Annotated in this window: 16 protein-coding genes; 5 read left to right on the plus strand and 11 right to left on the minus strand. The window is 61.6% G+C overall.

Annotation, left to right across the window (positions count from 1 at the left end):
• Nucleotides 1–11: 11 nt before the first annotated feature.
• From AC07N4_RS18445 to AC07N4_RS18455, 3 genes are read left to right on the plus strand one after another with little or no spacing between them, the layout of a single operon-like run.
• On the plus strand, nucleotides 12–797 hold the full coding sequence (locus tag AC07N4_RS18445) for an ABC transporter ATP-binding protein (protein ID WP_173861375.1): 786 nt from the start codon (nucleotides 12–14) through the stop codon (nucleotides 795–797).
• Between the two features lies 1 nt (nucleotide 798).
• Complete coding sequence (locus tag AC07N4_RS18450) at nucleotides 799–1,737, plus strand: MlaD family protein (protein WP_249484364.1); 939 nt, start codon at nucleotides 799–801, stop codon at nucleotides 1,735–1,737.
• Nucleotides 1,734–2,363 (plus strand): ABC-type transport auxiliary lipoprotein family protein, encoded by a 630-nt coding sequence (locus AC07N4_RS18455; protein WP_102621168.1) that lies wholly within the window; start codon nucleotides 1,734–1,736, stop codon nucleotides 2,361–2,363. Before AC07N4_RS18450 ends, AC07N4_RS18455 begins: the two co-directional genes overlap by 4 nt.
• A gap of 3 nt (nucleotides 2,364–2,366) precedes the next feature.
• Here AC07N4_RS18455 and AC07N4_RS18460 read toward each other — a convergent pair whose 3' ends face one another.
• The 5 genes from AC07N4_RS18460 to AC07N4_RS18480 form a co-directional block, all read right to left on the minus strand.
• Nucleotides 2,367–3,596 carry a nucleoside recognition domain-containing protein gene (locus AC07N4_RS18460; RefSeq protein WP_007954056.1) on the minus strand — a complete coding sequence of 410 codons (1,230 nt, stop codon included), beginning with the start codon at nucleotides 3,594–3,596 and terminating at the stop codon, nucleotides 2,367–2,369.
• Between the two features lie 102 nt (nucleotides 3,597–3,698).
• A complete protein-coding gene (gltP, locus tag AC07N4_RS18465) occupies nucleotides 3,699–5,030 on the minus strand; it encodes a glutamate/aspartate:proton symporter GltP (protein ID WP_011331769.1) in 1,332 nt (443 codons plus the stop codon).
• 697 nt (nucleotides 5,031–5,727) lie between these two features.
• Nucleotides 5,728–6,192 (minus strand): inhibitor of vertebrate lysozyme family protein, encoded by a 465-nt coding sequence (locus AC07N4_RS18470; protein WP_096822412.1) that lies wholly within the window; start codon nucleotides 6,190–6,192, stop codon nucleotides 5,728–5,730.
• Between the two features lie 2 nt (nucleotides 6,193–6,194).
• Complete coding sequence (locus AC07N4_RS18475) at nucleotides 6,195–6,359, minus strand: DUF1328 domain-containing protein (protein ID WP_003177151.1); 165 nt, start codon at nucleotides 6,357–6,359, stop codon at nucleotides 6,195–6,197.
• Between the two features lie 67 nt (nucleotides 6,360–6,426).
• The gene (locus tag AC07N4_RS18480; protein WP_493065556.1) at nucleotides 6,427–6,711 is read right to left on the minus strand and encodes a hypothetical protein; all 285 of its coding nucleotides are present in this window, start codon (nucleotides 6,709–6,711) and stop codon (nucleotides 6,427–6,429) included.
• A 427-nt stretch (nucleotides 6,712–7,138) separates the two neighbouring features.
• Between AC07N4_RS18480 and algB the strand changes: the two genes are divergently transcribed.
• Nucleotides 7,139–8,485, plus strand: coding sequence for a sigma-54-dependent response regulator transcription factor AlgB (gene algB, locus AC07N4_RS18485; protein ID WP_096822414.1), 1,347 nt, complete (start codon nucleotides 7,139–7,141; stop codon nucleotides 8,483–8,485).
• A 10-nt stretch (nucleotides 8,486–8,495) separates the two neighbouring features.
• Nucleotides 8,496–10,286, plus strand: a complete 1,791-nt coding sequence (locus AC07N4_RS18490) for a KinB sensor domain-containing domain (protein WP_273537556.1) — start codon at nucleotides 8,496–8,498, stop codon at nucleotides 10,284–10,286.
• Here the strand turns inward: AC07N4_RS18490 and AC07N4_RS18495 are convergent.
• The 6 genes from AC07N4_RS18495 to AC07N4_RS18520 form a co-directional block, all read right to left on the minus strand.
• Nucleotides 10,283–11,899, minus strand: a complete 1,617-nt coding sequence (locus tag AC07N4_RS18495) for an EAL domain-containing protein (protein ID WP_096822416.1) — start codon at nucleotides 11,897–11,899, stop codon at nucleotides 10,283–10,285. The two genes, AC07N4_RS18490 and AC07N4_RS18495, sit on opposite strands and share 4 nt — an antisense overlap.
• A 72-nt stretch (nucleotides 11,900–11,971) precedes the next feature.
• Nucleotides 11,972–12,751, minus strand: coding sequence for an N-acetylmuramoyl-L-alanine amidase (locus AC07N4_RS18500; protein ID WP_102621166.1), 780 nt, complete (start codon nucleotides 12,749–12,751; stop codon nucleotides 11,972–11,974).
• 95 nt (nucleotides 12,752–12,846) lie between these two features.
• Nucleotides 12,847–14,955, minus strand: coding sequence for a diguanylate cyclase (locus AC07N4_RS18505; protein ID WP_493065555.1), 2,109 nt, complete (start codon nucleotides 14,953–14,955; stop codon nucleotides 12,847–12,849).
• On the minus strand, nucleotides 14,952–15,830 hold the full coding sequence (locus AC07N4_RS18510; protein WP_096822419.1) for an endonuclease/exonuclease/phosphatase family protein: 879 nt from the start codon (nucleotides 15,828–15,830) through the stop codon (nucleotides 14,952–14,954). The genes AC07N4_RS18505 and AC07N4_RS18510 overlap by 4 nt, the downstream gene beginning before the upstream one ends.
• 14 nt (nucleotides 15,831–15,844) lie before the next feature.
• Complete coding sequence (locus tag AC07N4_RS18515) at nucleotides 15,845–16,486, minus strand: thiol:disulfide interchange protein DsbA/DsbL (protein ID WP_493065554.1); 642 nt, start codon at nucleotides 16,484–16,486, stop codon at nucleotides 15,845–15,847.
• Between the two features lie 208 nt (nucleotides 16,487–16,694).
• Nucleotides 16,695–17,312, minus strand: a complete 618-nt coding sequence (locus AC07N4_RS18520; protein ID WP_096822422.1) for a c-type cytochrome — start codon at nucleotides 17,310–17,312, stop codon at nucleotides 16,695–16,697.
• Nucleotides 17,313–17,322: the final 10 nt, after the last annotated feature.

Here is a 17,322-nt window from a genome sequence, read left to right on the forward strand (position 1 = left end):
GTCTACCCCGCATGCCGTCCGAGGCGGTGATCGAAGTCCGTGGCCTGTGCAATCGCTTCGGCAGCCAGAGCGTGCACGAGAACCTCGACCTGGACTTGTACAAAGGCGAGATCCTGGCCGTGGTCGGTGGTTCCGGCAGCGGTAAATCGGTGTTGCTGCGCAGCATCGTCGGTCTGCGTCGGCCCAGCGAAGGCAACGTGAAAGTGTTCGGCCAGAACCTGCCGAGCCTTTCCGAGCACGAGCGGTCGTTGGTCGAGCGGCGCTTCGGTGTGCTATTCCAGAAAGGTGCGCTGTTCTCCTCGCTGACGGTCACCGAGAACGTCGCCCTGCCCCTGATCGAACATGCCGGCCTGAGCCGCGAAGACGCCGAGCATCTGGCGGCGGTGAAACTGGCGCTGGCCGGGTTGCCGCTGTCGGCGGCGGATAAATACCCGTCGTCGCTGTCCGGCGGCATGATCAAACGGGCGGCGCTGGCCCGGGCGCTGGCGCTGGACCCGGACATCCTGTTTCTCGACGAACCCACCGCCGGCCTCGATCCGATTGGCGCGGCGCAGTTCGACCAATTGATCCTGACCCTGCGCGATGCGCTGGGCTTGAGCGTGTTTCTGGTGACCCACGACCTCGACACGCTCTACACCATCACCGACCGGGTGGCGGTGCTGGCGCAGAAGAAAGTGCTGGTGGCCGGTCCCATCGACGTGGTCTCGGAAACCGACGACGCGTGGATTCACGAATATTTCCACGGCCCTCGCGGCCGCTCGGCGCTGGACGCCGCCAAACTGCTCAACGAGGTCTGACATGGAAACCCGAGCCCATCATGTGTTGATCGGCCTGTTCACGGTGATTGTGGTGGCCGGTGCCCTGCTCTTCGGTCTGTGGCTGGCCAAGTCCAGCGTCGATACCGAGTTCAAGGATTACGAAATCGTCTTCAACGAGGCGGTCAGCGGCCTGTCCCGGGGCAGCCCGGTGCAGTACAGCGGGATCAAGGTCGGCGATGTGGTCAGTCTGCGGCTCGATCCGCAGGACCCGCGCCGGGTGCTGGCGCGGATTCGCCTCGGTGGCGACACGCCGGTCAAGGAAGACACCCTCGCCAAACTGGCGCTGGCCGGGATCACCGGCACGTCGATCATCCAGCTCAGCGGCGGCACGCCAGAGAGCCCGAAACTGCGCGGCAAGGACGGCAATCTGCCGACCATCGTCGCGTCGCCCTCGCCTATCTCACGGCTGCTCAATGACAGCAACGACCTGATGAGCGGGATCAGTACCCTGCTCAGCAACGCCAACCAGATGTTCTCCAGCGAAAACATCGAGCGCGTGAGCCAGACCCTGGCCCATCTGGAACAGACCACCGGTTCGATCAACGATCAGCGCGGCGATCTACGCCAGGCCATGCAGCAACTGGCGACCGTCGGCAAACAGGCCGGCAGCATGCTCGAACAAACGTCGTTGCTGATGCGCAACGCCAACGGTCTGCTCAACGATCAGGGCAAACAGGCTCTGGGCAGCGCCGAGCAGGCGATGAAGTCGCTGGAACAGAGCAGCGCCACCATCAACGGCTTGCTCAGCAAGAATCAGAATTCCCTCGACAGCGGCATGCAGGGCCTCAACGGCCTGGCGCCGGCGGTGCGTGAACTGCGTGAAACCCTGTCCTCGCTGCGGGCCATTTCCCAACGTCTGGAGGCCAACCCCAGCGGTTACCTGCTGGGCAGTGACAAGAACAAGGAGTTCACGCCATGAAGCTGACTCGCCTCGCCCTCCTCATCGCCGGCCTTTCGCTGATCAGCGCGTGCTCGATCCTGCCCAAGTCCGAACCGCTGGATGTCTACCGCCTACCGGCCGCACAGGCGCCCGCCTCGGCCAGTTCGGCGGCGACTCAGCACTGGTCGCTGCGTCTGAACAAATTGCAGGCCAGCGAAGCGCTCAATCGGCCGAGCATCGCAGTGATTCCCCAGGGGGACGTGATCAGCAGCTACAAGGCCTCGCGCTGGAGCGATCCGGCACCGGTGCTGGTGCGCAATCGGCTGCTCGATGGTTTCCAGCGTGACGGCCGGGTGTCGCTGTTGAGTACCGATGACAGCAACTTCCAGGCGGATCTGGAGCTGGGCGGCAGCCTGCAGGCGTTTCAGACCGAGTATCAGGGCACGCAGGCCAGCGTCGTGGTGCGGGTGGATGCGTTGCTGGTGCGCGGTTATGACCAGCGCATCCTCGCCAGCCGCCGCTTCGAAGAGCGCCAGCCACTGAATGATGTAAAAGTCCCGGCGGTGGTGGCCGGATTCGGTCAGGCCAGTGATCGGCTGACGGCGAAGGTGGTGGCGTGGGCGGTGGAACAAGGCCAGAAGGTCGTGCCGACCGCCCGGCCTTGAGTATCAGCCGAAGAACCAGTAGCAGACGCCGATAGCGCCGAGCACACCCGCCAGCTCGGCCAGCAGGGCGCAACCGACGGCATGCCGGGCGCGCTGGATGCCCACCGCGCCGAAGTACACCGCCAGCACGTAGAAGGTGGTCTCGGTGCTGCCCTGGATTGTCGCGGCCACCAGCGCCGGGAAGCTGTCGACGCCCGAGGTCTTCATCGTTTCGATCAGCATCGCCCGGGCGGCGCTGCCGGAGAACGGTTTGACCATCGCGGTCGGCAGCGCGTCGACGAACCGTGTGTCCCACCCTGCCCACTCCACCAGATGGCGAATGCCGTCGAGGCCGAAGTCCAGAGCGCCTGACGCGCGTAATACGCCGATCGCACAAAGCATCGCCACCAGATACGGCAGCAGGTTCTTCGCGACGTCGAAACCTTCCTTCGCACCTTCGACGAACGCTTCGTAAACCTTCACCTTGCGCAATGCACCGATCACCAGGAACAGCATGATCAGACCGAACAGCGTCAAGTTGCCGAGGATCGACGACAGGCCCGCCAGCGCGGTGGCCGACATCGTCGCCAGCAGCGCCATGAAGCCGCCGAGGATCAGCGCGCCGGGAATCAGGTAAGCCAGCACCACCGGGTCCCAGACCCGCAGGCGCTGCATGAACGCCACCGACAGGAAGCCGACGATGGTCGAGCAACTGGTGGCCAGCAGGATCGGCAGGAACACCAGCGTCGGGTCCGGCGCGCCTTGCTGGGCGCGGTACATGAAGATCGTCACCGGCAGCAGGGTCAGGGACGAAGCGTTGAGCACCAGGAACAGGATCTGCGCGTTGCTGGCGATGGTCGAGCTGGGGTTGAGCTCCTGCAGCGCCTTCATGGCCTTGAGGCCGATCGGCGTGGCGGCGTTGTCCAGGCCCAGGCCGTTGGCGGCGAAGTTCAGGGTGATAAGGCCGATGGCCGGATGCCCCGCCGGTACTTCCGGCATCAGTCGCAGGAACAGCGGGCCCAGGGCTTTGGCCAGCCACTCGACGATCCCGGCCTTCTCGGCGATGCGCAGGAAGCCCAGCCACAGGGTCAGCGTGCCGAACAGCAGCACCATGACCTCGACCGACAGCTTGGCCATGGCAAAAATGCTTTCCACCATCGCCGCGAAGATCCCGGCGTTGCCGCCGATCAGCCATTGCCCCAGCGCCGAAACGGCTGCCACGATGAAGAAGCCAAGCCACAGGCCATTAAGCATCAGTCAAATCCCCCGGAAGATGCGGCGAATGATAGCGGGGTCGCCAGAAACGACAAACCCCGGATTTCTCCGGGGTTTGTCAGGGTGCCTTGCGGGCGGGGATCAGTTCTTGGAAACGTCACCGGCCGGCAGTTTTTCCTTGCTGCGCCAGTGCGGCAGCGAGTTCCAGTAGCGCTGGCCTTTCGCGTCGTCGTACATGCCTTCCCAACGCGCGATAACCAGTACGGCGAGGGCGTTGCCGATTACGTTCAGGGCGGTACGCGCCATGTCCATCACACGGTCGACACCAGCGATGAACGCCAGGCCTTCCAGCGGAATACCGACGCTGCCCAGAGTGGCCAGCAGTACTACGAAGGACACGCCCGGCACGCCGGCGATACCTTTGGAGGTCACCATCAGGGTCAGGACCAGCAGCAGTTGCTGGCTGATCGACAGGTCGATGCCGTACAGCTGGGCAATGAAGATCGCCGCGATGGACTGGTACAGGGTCGAACCGTCGAGGTTGAACGAGTAACCGGTCGGCACCACGAAGCTGCAGATGGCTTTCGGTGCGCCGTAGGCTTCCATCTTCTCGATCACGCGTGGCAGCACGGTTTCCGAGGAAGCGGTGGAGTAAGCCAGGACCAGCTCATCCTTGAAGATGCGCATCAGCTTGATCACCGAGAAACCGAACATCTTGGCGATCAGGCCCAGAATCACGAAGGCGAAGAAGGCGATGGCGACGTAAACCAGGATCACCAGTTTGGCCAGCGGCAGCAGCGAGGCGAAACCGAAGTTGGCCACGGTCACCGCGATCAGAGCGAACACACCAATTGGCGCGTAGTTCATGATCATGTGGGTGACTTTGAACATGCTTTCCGAGACGCCCTGGAACATCTTCACCAGCGGCTCGCGCAGGTCCGACTGCAGGCTCGACAGACCGAGACCGAACAGCACGGAGAAGAAAATGATCGGCAGCATTTCGCCGCGGGCCATGGCCGCGAAGATGTTCGACGGGATCAGGTTGAGGATGGTCTCGATGAACGCGTGTTCATGCTGTACTTCGGCGGCGGTCGCCTGGTACTTGGAGATGTCCACGGTGCCCAGGGTGCTCATGTCGATGCCGGCACCCGGATGGAACAGGTTGGCCAGCAGCAGGCCGACGACGATGGCGATGGTGGTGACGATTTCGAAGTAGATGATGGTCTTCAGGCCGATGCGCCCGAGCTTCTTGGCGTCGCCCACGCCGGCGATGCCGACGATCAGGGAAGAGATGACGATCGGGATCACGATCATCTTGATCAGACGGATAAAGATATCGCCTGCCGGTTGCAGGACGTTGCTGATCCACCAGGCCTTCTCGGCACTGAAATGGTTGAGCAACGCACCGATTGCAATCCCCAATACCAGACCGATGAGGATCTGCCAGGCGAGGCTAAGCTTTGCCTTCTTCATTATCTTTACCCTTACTTGCGTTTGACTCAGGCACATGCAGGAACTGGAACGCTCTTTAGCGGAAAAGTTTGTGCATCTGCCTCCGTATAAGGTGCCCCGGGCCGCGTGTTTACGGCTCTCCGGCAGGCGAAAAAAGGCGCAACTATTCCGATGCAAGGTTGCGCCGTCTAATGCCGTAAACGCCTACCCTATGCCGAATCGGCATGAGCTTTTTTAAATGAAACTGGCGTCCCAACCGGTTCGAATACGACATTTCAGCAGGCATAAGTGCCGTGAACCGGCCATTACAGCGTAGGTTGGTTATTTTTTGAACGAGTGATTTCGACGAAAAATTTAGGAAAAAGCCTACGTTTGGAAACTAAAAGTCCGACTGGCTCAATCGACTCTTTCTCGATATACGGTCGCGACGAAACACCGCGAAACGCTTTTCGCGCGCAGTCTGAGCGATAAAAAGATGAGCAGAACGCTCTGGATCAATGTTTTGTCACTTTGAAAGCTCAGCGCAAGTCCGTCGAACCACCCCGGGTTGGCGAACTTGCGTCGCAGCTTTTACCCTGACCCGGCCCTTATCGCAGGCACTCCCTGTACCCGTAGGTCACTCCGACCCTGCAACAGTCAGAACGTCCCGGCCCCCTGGTCATGCGCCGGCCTTCCTCGGGCGGGCGCAATGGAAGGCAGCGCGTTGCTGCCCTCATGTTCAATACCAGTTCGGATCTTTCTTCAGCGTTTCCATCAACAGATCCTGCATGCCCTGATCGGGTTTGCCGAGGAAGCGGTAGGTGGCATGTCGCGTTGGCGACTTGTCGGCCGGCAGTCCTTCGGGCACATCGACCAGCATGGCGTAAGCGTGTTTCTTGTCGAAGCTGAACGCGACGATCAAGCGGTGGTTGAGGCACTTGTCCTGGGATTCGCAGAGCGGCCCGACCAGGTACTTGTCGCCGTCTTCAGTGACGGCATTCATCTGTTGGTCCGGCGTACCGGAAAGGTTCATCACCCATTCCGGCAGGCGTTCTTCCTTCTTCACCACGCCTTCCCAGGTTTCCCTGTAGTGCGGGTCCGAACTCAACAGTTCGTTGACCCGCGCCTGGCCATCATTGGCCGCCATCGCCATGGCACTGCCGCCCAGGAGCAGGGCGGCTGCCAGTGTCTTTAAAGCACTCATGGTCAACCTCGGCCGCGACGGCCAAAGAAGAACGAGGCGATGAACATCACCAGGAACACGACAAAGAGAATCTTGGCGATACCCGTGGCGGTGCCCGCGATACCACCGAAGCCCAGTACTGCAGCGATGATGGCAATGATCAGGAATGTGATTGCCCAGCTCAACATGGTGATTCTCCTTGTTTCTATTTAGGGGTGTTGCCGGTCTCGGCGCGGGGGCGCCCAGATTCGTTGATCAGAAAACCCAGCGTTCTTCGCGTGGTATGTCGCCCAGGGGTTGTGGCTGGTCGACATCCATCATGCGCATCGCGCCGCTATCGGCCTGGCTGCTGCTGACGGCGCTGAAGTGCGTTTGTGTCGCGTGCTGCATCGAAATCAGGGGTTCAGGTTGCTGACTCTGTTCCCAGCGCAGGTATTGCTGGCAAGCGATCAGAGTGATCAGCAGCGCAAGTGCGCCAAACAGGCCCTGCTGTAGATGCAGGGGCGAGATACGCATTTGGGCGGCACGTTGGCGAGTCATCCTGGGTTCCTCACTCTTATTCGGTTAGGGCAGTGCATATCTGCCCGGGCTGAGAGAGGTATTGCAGCCTGCATGCCAGCTTTTTTGTTTGAAAAAAGTCAATAAAATCAAATAGTTAAAGATGCGTAGAAAAATCCAGACGACGCATCCTGCACGATGGGTCCGCCACGGTCGTGCGTAATGCACGATTGTTTCGTAGGAGAAATCATTCTTTTTGAATTGAGAGCAGGGTGCGGATGTCAGAAAAGGACGCAGGCAAATGCATGAAAAACGCTGATTGCTTAAAAATTCAACAAATTCAGTGGATTAGCTGTGAGGGCAGGAGAGAGCTACCCTGCTATGACTGGAATCGATCAGAATCAACCATGCAACTTGCCCGATTTTTCCGGGACTAAACCAAGACATTCACTTATGGAGCGTAGGAAAAATGGAATCAGCCACTGAGCACCAAGGCCGCATTCTGCTGGTGGACGATGAATCCGCCATCCTGCGAACCTTCCGTTATTGCCTCGAAGACGAAGGTTATACCGTCGCCACCGCCAACAGCGCGGCCCAGGCTGACGCGCTGTTGCAGCGTCAAGTGTTCGATCTGTGCTTTCTCGATCTGCGTCTGGGCGAAGACAACGGCCTGGATGTATTGGCGCAGATGCGCATTCAGGCGCCGTGGATGCGCGTGGTGATCGTCACCGCTCATTCGGCCGTCGACACGGCGGTGGACGCGATTCAGGCGGGTGCCGCCGACTATCTGGTCAAGCCGTGCAGCCCTGACCAGTTGCGTCTGGCCACTGCCAAGCAGCTGGAAGTGCGCCAGCTCTCGGCGCGTCTGGAAGCCCTCGAAGGTGAGATCCGCAAACCCAGGGACGGTCTCGATTCCCACAGCCCGGCGATGAAAGTCGTACTGGAAACCGCGCGGCAAGTGGCGAGTACCGACGCCAATATCCTGATCCTTGGCGAGTCCGGCACCGGTAAAGGTGAACTGGCCCGGGCGATCCATGGCTGGAGCAAGCGCGAGAAGAAGTCCTGCGTCACCATCAATTGCCCGTCGCTGACCGCCGAACTGATGGAAAGCGAGTTGTTCGGCCACAGTCGCGGCGCGTTCACCGGGGCCAGCGAAAGTACCTTGGGCCGGGTCAATCAGGCGGATGGCGGTACGCTGTTTCTCGACGAGATCGGCGATTTTCCACTGACCTTGCAGCCAAAGTTGCTGCGTTTCATCCAGGACAAGGAATACGAGCGGGTAGGGGATCCCGTCACGCGTCGCGCCGACGTGCGCATCCTTGCGGCCACCAACCTCAACCTTGAAGACATGGTGCGCGACGGACGCTTCCGCGAAGACCTGCTCTATCGCCTGAACGTCATCACCCTGCATCTGCCGCCGCTGCGCGAACGCGCTGAAGACATTCTGACTCTGGCTGACCGATTCCTTGCTCGCTTCGTGAAGGAATACGCGCGGCCGGCCCGGGGTTTCAGTGACGAGGCGCGGGAAGCGCTGCTGGGTTACCGCTGGCCCGGCAACATCCGCGAGCTGCGCAACGTGGTCGAGCGGGCGAGCATCATCTGCCCGCAGGAGCGCGTGGAAATCAGCCACCTCGGCATGGCCGAGCAACCCGCCAACAATGCGCCTCGGGTCGGCGCGGCCCTGAGCCTCGACGAGTTGGAGAAGGCTCACATCGGCGCGGTACTGGCGACCGCCGGCACCCTCGACCAGGCGGCCAAGACCCTGGGGATCGACGCCTCGACCCTGTATCGCAAGCGCAAGCAGTACAACTTGTGAGCGTGCGCCGATGAAACTGGCGATGAAGTTGCGGACCCGCTTGTTCCTGAGCATTTCCGCGCTGATCACCGTGGCCTTGCTCGGGCTGATGCTCGGGCTGGTCAGCGTGATGCAAATGGCCGGGACTCAGGAGGCGTTGATCCGCAATAACTTCGTCACCCTTGATCTGGGGCTCAAGCTGCGCCAGACCCTGGGCGATCAACTGATCATGATGCTCGCCGAGAAGCCCGATCCAGCCGCCTTCGAAGCGTCGAAACAGCATTACTTCGAGCTGCTCGACGAAGGCATCGCTCAGGAGCAGAAAGGCGACGACCGTCAATACGGGTTCAGTCAGGCCAAGGCCGATTACCTGAGCTTTCTTCAGGCGTTCGACGTGTCCCGCAATCCGGGCGCGGCCCTGAGCGGCGGTGGCGACTTGCGCGAGCGCTTCAACACCCTGCGCAACGGTCTGATCGCCGAGCACAAGCACGCATTGGATAACATCAACGCCGTGCAACATGCCGCCCGCGACCGGGCGCTGCTGATCGCCGGCCTGCTCGGGTTGGTGGGGCTGGCGGTGTTGATCATCGGTTTCATTACCGCCCAGGGGATCGCTCGTCGGTTCGGTGCACCGATCGAGGCACTGGCGAAAGCAGCGGACAACATCGGCCAGGGCAATTTCGAAGTGACCCTGCCGGTGTCCTCGGCCATGGAAATCAACCTGCTGACCCGGCGTTTCGGGCTGATGGCCGAAGCGCTACGCGAGCATCAGGCGACCAATGTCGATGAACTGCTGGCCGGCCAGCAACGCTTGCAAGCCGTGCTCGACAGCATCGATGACGGCTTGCTGATGATTGACCGCCAGGGGCATCTGGAGCATTTGAACCCGGTGGCCCAGCGGCAACTGGGCTGGGACAGCGACCGGTTTGGCGAGGGCCTTGGCACTGCGCTTCAGCGTCCCGAACTGGATGCGCAGCTGCAACTGGTGCTGCGTGGCGGCACCCTTGAGCGTGCACCGGAAGATTTGAGCATCGAAGTTGATGGCGAGTCGCGACTGCTTACCTACAGCCTGACCCCGGTCAGCCACACTCAGGGGCATATCCTCGGCGCGGTGATGGTGCTGCACGACGTCACCGAGCAGCGGGCCTTCGAGCGGGTGCGCAGCGAATTCGTGTTGCGTGCATCACACGAACTGCGTACGCCGGTGACCGGCATGCACATGGCGTTCGGGCTGTTTCGTGAGCGGGCGAAGTTTCCGGCGGAATCCCGGGAGTCCGATCTGCTCGACACCGTCAATGAAGAGATGCAGCGCTTGATGCAGCTGATCAACGATCTGCTGAATTTTTCGCGCTATCAGAGCGGCCTGCAGAAACTCGCGCTGGCGCCGTGCTCCATCGAGGATTTGCTGGCCCAGGCGCAATCGCGTTTTGCCGACTCGGCAGCGCAGAAGGGCGTTGCATTGAACATTGAGGTGCAAGGCCCGCTACCGCGTTTGCAGGCTGACCAGGCCCAACTGGATCGAGTCCTGGACAACCTCATCGACAACGCGTTGCGCCATACCGCCCGCGACGGCCTGATCCGTTTGCAGGCGCGCCGGCATGGCGAGCGGGTGATCATCAGCGTCGAGGACAATGGCGAAGGTATTGCCTACGGCCAGCAAGGGCGGATCTTCGAACCGTTCGTTCAGGTCGGGCGCAAGAAGGGCGGGGCCGGGCTCGGGCTGGCGCTGTGCAAGGAAATCGTCCAGTTGCACGGCGGGCGGATGGGTGTCTATTCGCGACCGGGGCAGGGCACGCAGTTCTACATGGCGCTGGCGGTCTAGGCCTCGTCATCCATCCGGCGGCCGGCGAGACGCCGTCCTCGGGTGATCAGCTCGATGAATTGCACGGCGCTCAAGGCGTGAGCGAACAGCCAGCCCTGGCCGAACTTCACGCCTTCGCTGCTGAGCAGCGCCGCCTGGGACTCATACTCGATCCCTTCGGCGATCACTTTCAGATCCAGTGCCTGGGCCATGTGAATGATGTGCGGTGCCACGCCGCTGCTGGCGGCGTCATGGCCGAGCGCATCGATGAACGCCTTGTCGATTTTCAGGCAATCCACCGGCAGGGTTTGCAGGTAGGCGAGGCTGCAATAGCCGGTGCCGAAATCGTCGATCAGCACTTGGTGGCCGACATCGCGCAGCGCTTGCAGGTTTTCCCGGGCCACCACCACATCGATCAGGCCGCGCTCGGTCACTTCAAAGGCGATCTGCCGTGCCGCCACCCGGTGCAGCGTCAACAGCCGCGCCATGACCTGGCCGATACGCGGCACCATCACGTCGCACGCCGCCAGGTTCACCGAGATGTACAACTGCGGATTGGCCCGCAGTAATTGGCCCAGTTGTTCCAGCAGGCGCTGGAGGACGAAGTCGGTCATCTGGCGGATCTGTCCGGTGTTTTCCGCCATCGGGATAAACAGGTCGGGACTGGTCAGCGTGCCGTCCGGCCGGCGCCAGCGCAGCAAGGCTTCGGCGCCGACGCAGTTGCGGCTGTCGAGGTCGAAGATCGGTTGATACAGCACCTGCAATTCGCCACGGCGGATCGCGCCGTGCAGTTCGGCATCCAGCGATTGATGCTGACGCACCAGCCAGAACACGGTGAGCCCGACCAGCACGCCCAGCAGCAGACAGACCGGCACCATCCACCACCAAAGCTCGGGGATGTGCATGCCGGTGCGCGGGGTAATCAGCACCAACTGATATTCCGGGTTGTCGGTGGGCATGCGATAGATCAGATGGCTCTGGGTGACTTGCAGGGCGTCCAGACTCTTGGGAGGCCATGGCTCGGTGGGCGGCCATGTCTGTGGCACGCCGAGCACGGGAATCGCCCGGCTGCCATGGTCCAGCACCACCAGCAGGCTGCTGCCGGGGGACAGGTCGACCATGTCGGTCAGGTGCCCGCGTGAGGTGGCCACGCGAAAGTTGCCGCGCCCGAGCATCAGCGCCGCGCGATTTTCATCGGGTTCGGTGGTGGTGTTCAGCCAGTAGCTGTAGGTCGGGCCCTTGATGTCGGGCGGGCGCACGACCGACAGGCCTTCCTGACGCGGGCGGTTGGAGCAGATCCGCGAGGCGTCCATATAGGCGGCTTCATAGACGAAGCGATAGTTGAAGGTCACTTGCTGCAGCGTGGCGATCATCTCGTCGTCGCAGCTGCGCAGGGGCTGGGCCTCGAGGTCGTCGAGGCTTTCACGCAACTGGCCGAACAACTGTTCCAGTCGGGCCAGGAAGCGCTCCCCCTGGGCGTTCATTTCTTGGCTTTCGCTTTGTTCGACCTGATGCACGGCCACGAACAACCCGCCGGTGATCAGCAGACTCGCACTGAGGACAGCCGCCAGCATCGCCAGAAACCAGGGGCGATAAAACCAGCTACGCAGCGTCTCTCGGGTAGCAACCATCATGGATATCCGAAGAATTACCAATGAGTTATAGCTGCTGATTGCACTTTCGCCCTGACCGTCGGGCGGGCGTCATTATTTTGTCTGATTCAGCACCAGCAGCAAGGCTGCCGTTTGCGCATCCGGGGTGCCGTCGAAGCGGGAAGGGCGGAAGTGCATCTGGAAGGCTGCGAGTACATGGCGGGTCGCCACGTCCAGCTCGCCGTTCTGCGGCGTTGCGTAGCCCAGGCGTGCCAGTTGCGCCTGGAACCAACTGATGCTCGGTAACTCGACGTCGAACCTTACTTGCTGGCGGGCTACGGCGTGTTCATCGGGCCACAAGCCAAGACCTTCGGCGGCCAGGCGCTTCCACGGGAACAACGGGCCCGGATCAAGCTTGCGCAACGGTGCGATATCGCTGTGACCGATGATGTGGTCCGGGCTGATGCCGTTGCGTTTGCTGATGTCTTTGAGCAGCACGATCAGCGACTGCACCTGGGCTTCACTGTACGGATACCAAATGCGCCCGGTCGGAGTGTCCTTGAAGCCAGGGTTGACGATTTCGATGCCGATCGAGCTTGAGTTGAGCCAGGTACGACCCTGCCATTCGCTTTCGCCGGCATGCCAGGCGCGCAGGTTTTCGTCCATCAGCTTGTAGATCGTGCCGTTTTTGTCATCGCCGATCAGGTAGTGGCTGCTGACTTCACCGTGGGTCAGCAGTTGCAGCGAACGCTCGAGGGAGGCGGAGGTGTAATGCACGATCACAAACTGCGCGCGGCTGTCGTGATTGGCAGAAGGGTGGCTGGTGTCGTAGCGCGGGCCGCTGGCACAACCGGCCAGAACGAGCAGCGACGCGATGAGAGCAAGGAATTTCATGGCAGTACACGCAAGTCGATAATGCAACAGTGTAACGTACTGACTTGCGTGCGAACGGCAAAAGGGCTGATTTAAATGAAATGGAACAATTGTCTTCAGCCCAGCTCCACCCGGTTGCGGCCTGCGTTTTTGGCCCGGTACAACGCCTGATCGGCTCTTTTGAGCACCAGATCGCTGTGTTCTCCCGGCCTGAACGCCGCCAGCCCCATGGAAATAGTGATCGTGACTCGCTCACCCTTGAAGTGGAACGGGCAGGCCTCGATGGAGGCGCGCAGGGTTTCCAGCAGTTTGGCGCCGACGGCCGGCGGGGTTGCCGGTAGCAGCAGGACAAATTCCTCACCGCCGAAGCGGGCAATGAAATCGCTGCCGCGCAGGCGCTTGCGCAGCACCGTGGCGATGATCTTCAACACCTTGTCGCCGGCCAGATGCCCGTAGTTGTCGTTGATCCGTTTGAAGTGATCGAGGTCGAGCATCGCCAGGCTCAAGGTGTTGCCATGCTGCTGCCATTGGGCGATTTCGTGGTCGAGTCGCTCGCTCCAGGCGGCGCGGTTGGGCAGGCCGGTGAGCGGATCGTTCAGGGCTTTCTGGCGCTGCTCTTCGAGGTGTTCGCGGTAACCAAGGGCTTCCTGTTCCATGTGCGCCACGCGCTCGGCCAGGCTTTTCAGGCGTCCAGCCACTTCCTGTTCACGGGCGTCACGTTGTTTCTGGTGCTGGTCCATCGTGCCGAGCAGGCCTTCGAGATGGTTTTCCAGTACCTGCTTGAGGTCGTTCAGATCCGCCGCTTCCTGCACGCTGTTCTGCAGGCCATCGACCTGTTCACGGATCTGCGTGTCCATCGCCCGCGCCGCAGAGCTGTTGTCGGCGTGACCTTCGCTGGCGGCCTGCAGGTTGCTCTGGAACGCCTCGAGGCGTTCGTTGAGTTGTTGCAGATAGGCTTCGAACTCGTGCTGACCGCTGTCGGTGATGGCCAGCATCAAGGTCGCCAGATCGTCGAGGATCGGTAGCAACTCGTACCAGTTGAGGCCATGTTTCAGTCGATCGCGCATGGCCTCGGCTTGCGGGCGATGGCGTTCCGGCAAGGTCAGATCGTCCAGCAGGCCGATCAGCGTGTCTTCGATGTGTTTGGCCACCGAGCTGTAGGACGGTTCGGGCGAGTCCGGTAACGCGTAGAGAATGTCCTGCTCGGACTGCTCCGGATCGATGGCCGCCAATGCCTGCGCGATAGGCTCGGGCAAGGGCAGGCTGTCGAGGATGACCGGGAGCGGGTTGTCGCCGGGGTGGATCAGTTCGTCAGGGTTGAAGGCCGCCGGCATTGCCGGCGCGAAGACCGGAGGTGGCGTGAAGGCTTGCGGCTCGGGTTCTGGCTCTGGCTTGGCGGGTGCCGGTTCGCTGGGAGCCGGAACAACTTCTGTGAGGATCCGGGCAGGCTCGAAGGCAACCACCTCCGGCTCTGCAACAGGCTCCGGAGTTGAGAGTGGTGCTGGCGCTGAAGCTTGCAGTGGCGCGACCAGAGGTGCGGTGACCGGTGTTTCGATGACGGTCGCAATGGCTGCCGGTTCGACGATTGCGACAGGCGCTTCCGGCACTGGCGTGCTTTCAGGTGCAGCGGGTGGTTGCTCTGGCTGAGCGGCTGGAGAAGCCACGGCAGGCTGAGCCACAGGTGCAGGCGTTTCCTCGCTGTCGCGGCTGCCGAACAGGCGCTGCAACAGTCCCGGCCGTCCCGGTTCCGCCGGGGTCTCCAGTTGGCTCAGGGCCTTGCCCTGCAAGCCGCTGAGTTCGCTGAGCAGCAGCGGCATTTCCCGCGCCTGACTGACCCGGCCATCCAGCTGCTTGGCGAATTTCTTCAGTGGCTGGGCGACTTCCCGGGGCAGGGGCAGCGATTGCAGCTGAGTCACCAGCGAGTTCAGGGCAGTGCTGACCTGATTGATCCGGGTTTCACGACGCTGTTCGGAGTCGAGCACGGCTTTCTCAAGGCGCGGCAACAGGGCGGCGAGGCCGGCATCCATGTCGTCGGTGCGCACCACGTCGCGCATTTCTTTCATGCATTGATCGACCACGCGGTCGGTGCCTTCCGCCGCCAGCGTGCTGCGCACCAGGCCGCGGCGCAGCAGGTCGAGCCGGGCGTCCCATCGACGTTCGAGCTTTTCCTGTTGTTCGATGCTTTTGAGGTATTTCTCTTTCCAGCGCTGGGCTTCGTCGCTCATTCAGGCGTTCCGCGAGGGGCAGGACTCAACGCGGGCAATGCATCGGCCGTGAGCGAACCCGGCAGACGAATCTCTACCGCGACGGGCAGGTGATCGGAAATCGGTTGCGCCAGCACTTCGACTTTTTCCAGGGTCAGGGTCGGGCTGAGCAGAATATGGTCCAGGCAGCGCTGCGGGCGCCAGCTGGGGAACGTCGCTTCGAGTTGCGGGGCCAGCAGGCCGAGGTCGCGCAAGGGCGAGTGTTGGAGCAGGTCGCTTGCGTGGGTGTTCATGTCACCCATCAGGACCTGATGCTTGTAGCCGCCGATCAGCTCGCGAATGTAGGCCAGTTGCATCGTGCGTACCCGGGCGCCGAGCGCCAGGTGCATCATCACCACCACCAGCGCCTCGGGACCTTCGCCGAAACGTACCAGAATCGCCCCGCGACCTTTCGGCCCCGGCAGCGGGTGGTCTTCGATCGCCCACGGGCGCAGACGACTGAGCACACCGTTGCTGTGCTGGGCCAGTCGGCCGAGGTTGCGATTGAGTTGTTGATACCAGTACGGGAAGGCGCCGAGATGGGCCAGGTGTTCGACCTGATTGACGTAGCCTGAACGCAGGCTGCCGCCATCGGCTTCCTGCAGGGCGACCAGGTCGAAGTCGCCGAGCAGATTGCCGATCTTTTGCAGATTGCCGGAGCGCCCGGGGTGCGGCAGCAGATGCTGCCAGCTGCGGGTCAGGTAGTGCCGATAACGCTCGGTGCTGATGCCGACCTGGATGTTGAAGCTGAGCAGGCGCAAACGGCTGTCTGCGGGCAGGCCCGTGGACTCCAGGTGATGCTCGTTGACCTGCGGATCATGCAGGCCAACGAGACGTTCGGCTCCCCAGCGGCGCATGGCGATTGCCGCGCTTAGTTGGCGGCTGCCTTGTTGGTCGCTCGCTCTTTGGCGACCAGTTGGTCAGCCAGCTTCAGAGCTTCTTCGGCACCACCGGCGGAGCCGATGTCGAAACGGTATTTACCGTTGACGATCATGGTTGGAACGCCGGAGATTTCATACTTCTTGGCCAGTTCGCGAGCCTTGATGATCTGGCCCTTGATGGCGAAGGAGTCGAAGGTGGCCAGGAACTTGTCCTTATCTACGCCTTGGGTGGCGAGGAAGTCGGCCATGTCGTTCTTGTCGGTCAGCTTCTTGTGTTCTTTCTGGATCGCGTTGAAGACGGCAGCGTGAACGCTGTGCTCGACGCTCATGGCTTCCAGGGTCAGGAACATTTGACCGTGAGCGTCCCACGGGCCGCCGAACATGGCAGGAATGCGTACGAAGTTGACGTCGGAAGGCAGTTTTTCAACCCATGGATTGATCACGGGTTCGAAGGCGTAGCAGTGCGGGCAGCCGTACCAGAACAGCTCCACCACTTCGATCTTGCCAGGCACGGCAACCGGCACCGGATTGCTCAGTTCGACGTACGGGGCGGCAGGTGCTTCGGCGGCCTGGGCCGTCACGCCGAACAGGCTGGCAGCGACGAGGGCGGCGCTGATGATCAGATTACGCATGCTTTACTCCTGGGCAAATTGGGTCGCCTCGCGCGACCTGTTTTCAGACAGATCCTGGCGGGCATGAGTTCTGTAGTGTAACGGCAGCGGCCACAAAAAAGGGCGGCCAAAGCCACCCTTTTTATACTTCATGCAACGGATTAATCGAGCGTTAACGTGGCAGGCGTTGTCCTTCGCACGCAACGCTCGAATCACCATCGCAGTGACCTTAGTGCAGGCCTTGAATGTAGCTGGAGACCGCCGCGATGTCCTCGTCGCTCAGCTTGCGAGCGATGGTGCGCATGGTCATGGCATCACCGTCGTTGCTGCGGCCGACGGCAGGATCTTCCTTACGGAAATCGGTCAGTTGCTTGGCGATGTATTGAGCGTGTTGGCCACCCAGATGCGGGAAACCGGCGGCTGCGTTGCCAGCGCCGTTCGGCGAGTGGCAACCGGTGCAGGCTGGCAGGCCTTTTTCCAGGTTGCCGCCACGGAACAGGGCTTCACCGCGAGCGACGATCTTCGGATCGGCGGCGCCGACGCTGCCTTTCTGGCTGGCGAAGTAGGCGGCGATGTCGGACAGGTCCTGATCGCTCAGGTTGGTCAGTAGCCCGGTCATTTCCAGAACGGTGCGCTTGCCCGACTTGATGTCGTGCAACTGCTTGGTCAGGTAGCGTTCACCCTGTCCGGCCAGTTTTGGAAAGTTTGGCGCCATGCTGTTGCCATCCGGGCCATGGCAGGCCCCGCAAACGGCGGCTTTCGCCTGGCCTGCGGCGGCATCACCGGCAGCATGGGCGAAGCCTGAGATTCCCACGGTCAACAGCAGACTCACGATCAATTTGTTCATCAGCTAATCC

The organism is Pseudomonas sp. GW821-FHT09E04 (assembly GCF_059416185.1).